Consider the following 6,408-nt stretch of genomic DNA (forward strand, 5'->3'; position numbering starts at 1 on the left):
GGCGGCCCCGGAACGCGGGGGGTTGCGTTCCGGGGCCGCCTGGTAGGCAGTGGGGAGACTGCCTAGTCGGAGGCGATCGCGTTGAGCACGTTCATCCGGCCCGCCCGGAAGGCGGGGACCAGCGCGGCGATGAGACCGACGAAGGCCGACCCGATGAAGACGTAGATGATCGTGGGCCACGGAATATCCAGGACATCCAGCCCCTCCAGGGCAAGAAGCTTCTGGGCGGTGATGCCCCAGCCCATGCCCAGGCCGAGGCCGACCAGCGCGCCGAAGAGGGCGATGATCACGGACTCCAGGCGGACCATCCTGCGCAGCTGGCGCCGCGACATTCCGATCGCCCGCATGAGGCCGATCTCACGGGTGCGCTCGACAACGGAGAGGGCGAGAGTGTTCACCACGCCCAGGATCGCGACGATGATCGCCAGGGCGAGCATGGCGTAGATGACGTAGAGGAACTGGTTGACCGACTTCTTGATCTGCTCCTTGAAGTCGGACTGGTCCCGGACGGTGAGCTGCGGGTAGCCCTTGACCGCTTCCTTGAGAGAGGCGGCTGCCTCCGCGGCCTGGCCGTCGGTGGCCTTGGCGAACATGATCTCGTTGAGCGGGAACTTGTCGGCAGGCAGGTACTGCTTCGCCGTGGCGATGTTCATGTACATCGCACCGTGGTCGATGGTGGTGTCGTCCGACGTGATCACGTTGACCTTGAGCTTGGCGGTCTGGCCGCCGATGAACGCCACCGCCAACTCGCTGCCGACCTTGATGCCGTGATCCTTGGCGAAGCCTTCGTTGACCGACATGGCGTTGTCGTCGTAGGCGGACGCCAGCTTGCCGTCGACCGTCTTGACGTCCAGGTCTTCCGCGTAGGTGGGGCTGGCGGCCGACAACTGGGTAGTGGAGGACTTGCCGTCGGGGGTGGTCAGCTTGGCGTTGACACCTGTGTAGTCGGTGATGTGCTCCAGGTGACCGGCCGAGTGGATGGCCTTGGCCAGTGCGGGACTGATCGGCTGGCCGCCGTCCGCCTGAAGGATGAAGTCCGCCCCCACCGACTTGTCGAGTTGGGAGGTCGCGGAGGAGACCGCCGACGAGCCCACCACCGAAAGGCCGGCGACGAGCGCGAGACCGATCATGAGAGCCGAGGCGGTGGCCCCCGTACGGCGCGGGTTGCGCAGTGCGTTGCGCTCCGCGAGTCGGCCGATGGGGCCGAAGAACCGCAAGGTGACCGCGCTGAGGCCGCGGACGATGACACCGGCGAGCAGCGGGCCGATGACCACGAACCCGAGCAGGGTGAGAACTACACCGATCCCGAGGATTCCGGAGCCCTCGGACGCCTTCGACGCGTTGGCCGAAGCGACCAGGGCTGCCGCGCCCGCAACGGTCATCAGCACGCCGATGGCGGCGCGGATCTTGCCCGCCCTGCCGTCCGCCGGGGTGCCGGCGTCGCGCATGGCGGCCATCGGGGAGATCTTGCCGGCCCGCCAGGCGGGCACCAGAGCGGACAGCAAGGTGACGATGACGCCGATCGCGAGGCCGATGACCGGGGTGGCGGCCTTGATGGTCAGCTCGGAGGTGTTCAGGTGCATCCCCAGCAGGCCCATGGCCTTCATGAGCAGGATCGCGAGACCGAGTCCGGCGCCGATGCCGAGTACCGAACCGACGACCCCGAGCAGGAGCGCCTCGAAGAGCACCGACTGGTTGATCTGCTTACGGCTGGAACCGATGGCCCGCATCAGGCCGATCTCGCGGGTGCGCTGGGCCACCAGCATCGAGAAGGTGTTCACAATGAGGAAGATCCCGCCGAGCACCGAGACCAGCGCGAACGCGAGCATCATGTATTTCATCGGGTTCAGGAACCCGCTGATTTCGTCCTTGCCCTCGGCCTTGGACTCGTCGGCCGTCTGGATCTTGTAACTGGTGCCGACAGCGGCGATGACGTCCTTCTTCAGCGTCTCGTCGCTGACGCCGTCGGCGGCGGTCAGGCCGAAGCCGGTGTACGCGTCCGAGGTGCCGAGCAGTTTGGCCTGCGCGGTGGCGGTGTCCAGATAGACGATCGCCGCACCAGGGTTGGTGGTCTTGAAGGTGACGATGCCGACGATCTGGATGGCGAAGTCACCCGGGGTGGCAATGACGCGGAGCGAGTCACCGATCTTCACGTGCTTCTTGTCGGCGGTGTCGGCGTCGATCATCGCTTCGGTGGGACCACGCGGGGCGTGGCCCGACGTGAGCTCGACCGACTTCTTCTCACTGTCGTCCCAGTTGATGGCAATGGTGGGAGCGCCGGACTTAGGACCGACGCTCTCGTTCTTGCTGTTGGCGACGGTGATCTTCTCGCTGGTGACCTGGACGTCGACCTTCTCGACCCCGGCAGTCTGCTGCAGCTTCGCCAGCAGCGCGGCCGGCACGGTCTCCGGCTTGCCGGTGTCCTGCGCGTCGTCAACCTTCTTCGCGCTGACCGAGACGTCCGACGCCGTGGAGGCGAAGAGCTTGTCGAAGGTCGCGGTCATGGTGTCGGTGAAGACGAGCGTGCCGCAGACGAACGCCACCGACAGGAGCACGGCGACGGCGCTGAGCACCATGCGGCCCTTGTGCGCGACGAAGTTGCGCATCGATGTCCTGAAGACGGTCACGACACCCTCCCACGGGCGTCGAAGGACTTCATGCGCTCGAGGACGGAGTCGGCCGTCGGGTTCGCCATGTCGTCGACGATGCGGCCGTCGGCCAGGTAGATGACGCGGTCCGCGTAGGAGGCGGCGACCGGGTCGTGGGTCACGATGACGATCGTCTGGCCGAGCTCGTCGACCGAGCGGCGCAGGAAGCCCAGCACCTCGGCGCCGGCGCGCGAGTCCAGGTTTCCGGTCGGCTCGTCACCGAAGATGATCTCGGGGCGGGCGGCGAGGGCGCGGGCGACCGCGACGCGCTGCTGCTGGCCACCGGAGAGCTGGTTCGGGCGGTGCTTGAGGCGGCCGGCCAGGCCGACGGTCTCGATGACGCGGTTCAGCCACTCGCGGTCGGGCTTGCGGCCCGCGATGTCCATCGGCAGCGTGATGTTCTCGAGCGCGTTGAGCGTCGGGAGCAGGTTGAACGCCTGGAATATGAAGCCGATCTGGTCCCGGCGGAGCTGGGTGAGCTTCTTGTCCTTCAGCTTGGTGATCTCGGTGTCACCGACCCAGATCTGGCCGCTGGTGACCGTGTCGAGACCGGCCAGGCAGTGCATCAGGGTGGACTTGCCGGAACCCGACGGGCCCATGATCGCAGTGAAACCGCTGCGGGCGATGTCGACGTCGACCGCGTCCAGCGCGACCACCCGAGTGTCCTCGGTGGTGCCGTAGGACTTGGTGACCTGCCGTGCACGGGCGGCAACAGCCGAACGCTCTCCGCTGCCCCCGGACTTGGGAATCGTTACAGCCGTTGTCACTGCTATCTCCTGAAATCTTGAGGATTCGTCGGGATCCTGCGGAACCTGGTGGCCCCTGTCCCGCGTTATCAGAATGCTGGTCGGCCTGGGGTCGCGGCGATGGGGCAGGTCTCCGTCTTGCCGGTGGGGTTAGCCCCACCACGTCCCACTGATGACCTTAGGGAGCCCCCGGCCCCCGAACGTCCTCCGCCAGTACGAACATCGAGTAGGCGAAAGTACGTACTGACCCCTAAGGGTCGGCGGCTTCACGCCGCCCGCGGCCTCGGGGTCGAGGGCGCGCCGAAGCGTCGCACGAGGCGTGAGGGGCCTGCCCCACCTGCGGCGATGCGATGGATTGCGGCTGCCGAGACCCGGGTTCCGCGGGGACTGGTGCGGTGTACACACATCGCCGGGCAACGCCCGGCGGGAGCGGGCCCCTCGGCCCGCTCCGCGACTGCTCCGCGGCTACTCCGGGGTCTGGCCCGGCTCCGGGACCGTCGGGTCCTCATCGGGGAGGGGACGGCCGGTGAGGGCCGCGAGGCTGCTGCGGACATGGGCGAGGTGCGCGCGGATCTCCTCGCCGTGCTCCTCGTGCTCGCGCAGTTCCCGCTCGCTCTCGCGCCGGATGCGCTCGTCCCGCATCCGGGCCTCGGCGAGCAGGGCGGCCGCCCGGGCCTCGGCGTCCTCCTGCCCGTGCCGCGCGAACTCCTCGGCCTCCGCGTGCGCCGTCCGCGCTTCCTCGAGCTGCTGCTCGGCGTAGCCGATGAGCTCGCCGGTCCGGCTGTCGACGCCGGCCTCGCGCTCGGCCATCTCGTGCCCGAAGGCGTCCAGCCGCTCGCGCCGGCCCTTGTCGGCCTCGGCGAGGGTGCGCGCGGTGTCCTGCCGGGCCCCCTCCAGAGCCTGCTCGGCCTCCCCGCGCACCTGACCGGCCTCGGTCTGCGCCTCGGTGAGGATCTCGCCGGCGCGACCCCGTGCCGCGTCGAGGACCCGGTTGGCCTGGTCCTCCGCGATGGCGCGCCGCTCGGCGGCCGCCGCCCTGGCCTCGTCCTGGAGGGCGCGGCGGGCGGTCTCCGCGGCGTCGCGGGCGTACTGGATCTCGTTCTCGGCGCGTTCCCTGACCGCCGCGGCCTCGTCCTGGACCAGGCGCAGCAGTTCCCGCGCGCCCTCGCCGAGCGTCTCGTACGTCGCCGGTCCCAGCGCGTCGACGTGCTCCCGCAGCGCCTTGGCCTCGGTGTCCATCTCGTTCGCGAGAACGGTGAGCCGGGCGGCCCGCTCCCAGGCCGCGTCGCGGTCCTCGGACAGTTCCTCGAGGAAGCGTTCGACCTGTTCCACCCGGTAGCCGCGCCCGCGAACGGTTTCGAAGCCGTGAGGTGTTGCCGTGCTGCTCATGCGCTGCCCCTCGCCGTCCTTCCGAACCGTACTCTCTGCTTCATTTTCGTCGTTATGTCCGAATTGTGTATACCGCGACACTCCGACATACCCCTACCCAACCCATCGCCGGTACATAGCGCGGCGGGGGGCGGCGGGACCCGCCCCGGGGCCGCCGGGGAATCAGGACACTGCGGGGAGCGTCAGAGGAGGCCGTCCCACATCTGCTCGATCAGCACGGCCCACCAGTTGTCCGGCGAGGCGATGGCGGCCGGGTCCTGCGCCGCCAGCTGCGCCTGGAAGTCGACCGTCCAGCGGCCGGCCTGGTCGGGGGTGAGCCCGATCCGCAGCCGCCACATCCGCCCGAGCAGGGCGAGGCAGCGGGCGAACTCCGGCAGGCTGGAGTTCACGAACTGCGGTGGCACCGGCTGACCGCCGGGACCCGCTTCGAGCGGTACGGCGACGATGTGCGCCGTCCCGTACTGCACGCACAACTGGCGCCCGAAGTCGTTGCCCATGACCAGGTACGAGCCCGCGTCCGAGGCCGGCTGCACCCCGCGCTCCTGCGCCAGTTCGGCGAGCGTGGGCACCGGGCGGCCCGGCTGGGCCTGCGCCCAGAAGAACGGCCCGAAGTCGACCGGCAGCCCGGCCCACATCAGGGTCTGCGCGACGATGTCCGGCACCCCCTGGCGGGAGACCGCCCGCTGGTCGAACCGGAACAGGCCCTGCGGCCCGAACGCCTGCGCCAGCTCGTGCCCGATCCCTTCGAGCGGGATCGGCGGTACCCGCTGGACCTGGTTCGGGTCCGGCATCGGCACCCGCTGGGGCTGCGGACGCGCCGGCGCCGCCGCGACCTGGTGCAGCTCGCCCTGGTGCGTCAGCAGGTGCTGGACGCCCTGCTGGCGCGAGGCGTGCTCGCGGCCGTACGGGGCCGTGTGGCTGATCCGCACCTGGGGCCAGGTCTCACGGATCATCCGGGCGCAGTAGCCGCCCGGCAGATCGCACGCCTCCAGCTCCGTGTGCAGCTCCAGCACCTGCTGCGGCGGCACGTTGAGCGCCCGCAGCTCGTGCAGGATCTGCCACTCCGGGTGCGGAGTGCCCGGCGCCGAGCGCCGGATGAGCTGCTGCTGCGAACCGTCGTGCGCGCGGTAGCTCAGTACGGCCATGTAGCCGGGGCCGACGGTCGGCACACCGGCCGGCGGCTGCGGGTACCCGTAACCGCCGGGGGGCGGCGGCGCCGCTCCTCCGGGCGGAGGCGGCGGCATGCCGGGGCCGCCGACGCCGGGTCCTGCCAGCATCGTCGCGGCGTAGTGGGCACCGCCGGCGGGGCCGCCGGGACCCGGCGGGGGCGGCGGAGTGCCGCGACCGCCGCCGATCGCGCCGGGCGGGGGCGGCGGACCACCCTGGCCGCCACCGATCGCCCCGGGGGGCGGCGGCGGACCGCCAGGACCGCCCGGACCGCCGACGCCGGGTCCTGCCAGCATCGTCGCCGCGTAGTTCACACCGCCCGAGGAGCCGGAGGCCGGAGGCGCGGGAGGCGCGCCGCGACCGCCGCCGATCGCGCCGGGCGGGGGCGGCGGGGTGTCGTTCGGCACCGCTCCGTACTCCTCCTGTCTCGTATACACAGCTGACGCTGCCGACGATTA

3 protein-coding genes and 1 pseudogene are annotated in these 6,408 nt (G+C 70.3%); all 4 read right to left on the bottom strand.

The window, feature by feature from the left end; genetic code table 11:
* Window positions 1-62: 62 nt before the first annotated feature.
* Window positions 63-2,627 (bottom strand): ABC transporter permease, encoded by a 2,565-nt coding sequence (locus O3X23_RS26550; RefSeq protein ID WP_269274071.1) that lies wholly within the window; start codon window positions 2,625-2,627, stop codon window positions 63-65.
* Entirely contained in the window at window positions 2,624-3,415 is a 792-nt protein-coding gene (locus tag O3X23_RS26555) for an ABC transporter ATP-binding protein (protein ID WP_269274072.1), read from the bottom strand. The genes O3X23_RS26550 and O3X23_RS26555 overlap by 4 nt, the downstream gene beginning before the upstream one ends.
* Window positions 3,416-3,859: 444 nt before the next feature.
* Window positions 3,860-4,783 (bottom strand): cellulose-binding protein, encoded by a 924-nt coding sequence (locus O3X23_RS26560; RefSeq protein WP_269274073.1) that lies wholly within the window; start codon window positions 4,781-4,783, stop codon window positions 3,860-3,862.
* A 182-nt stretch (window positions 4,784-4,965) separates the two neighbouring features.
* Window positions 4,966-6,360, bottom strand: a pseudogene (locus tag O3X23_RS26565) (SUKH-4 family immunity protein); the annotation flags it as partial.
* Window positions 6,361-6,408 lie beyond the last annotated feature (48 nt).

The sequence above is a fragment of the Streptomyces sp. H39-S7 genome (assembly GCF_027158205.1).
GTDB lineage: Bacteria > Actinomycetota > Actinomycetes > Streptomycetales > Streptomycetaceae > Actinacidiphila.

Coding starts and splice junctions, on each gene's coding strand:
- O3X23_RS26560 (WP_269274073.1), bottom strand. CDS start 4,783: ATGAGCAGCACGGCAACACCTCACGGCTTCGAAACCGTTCGCGGGCGC.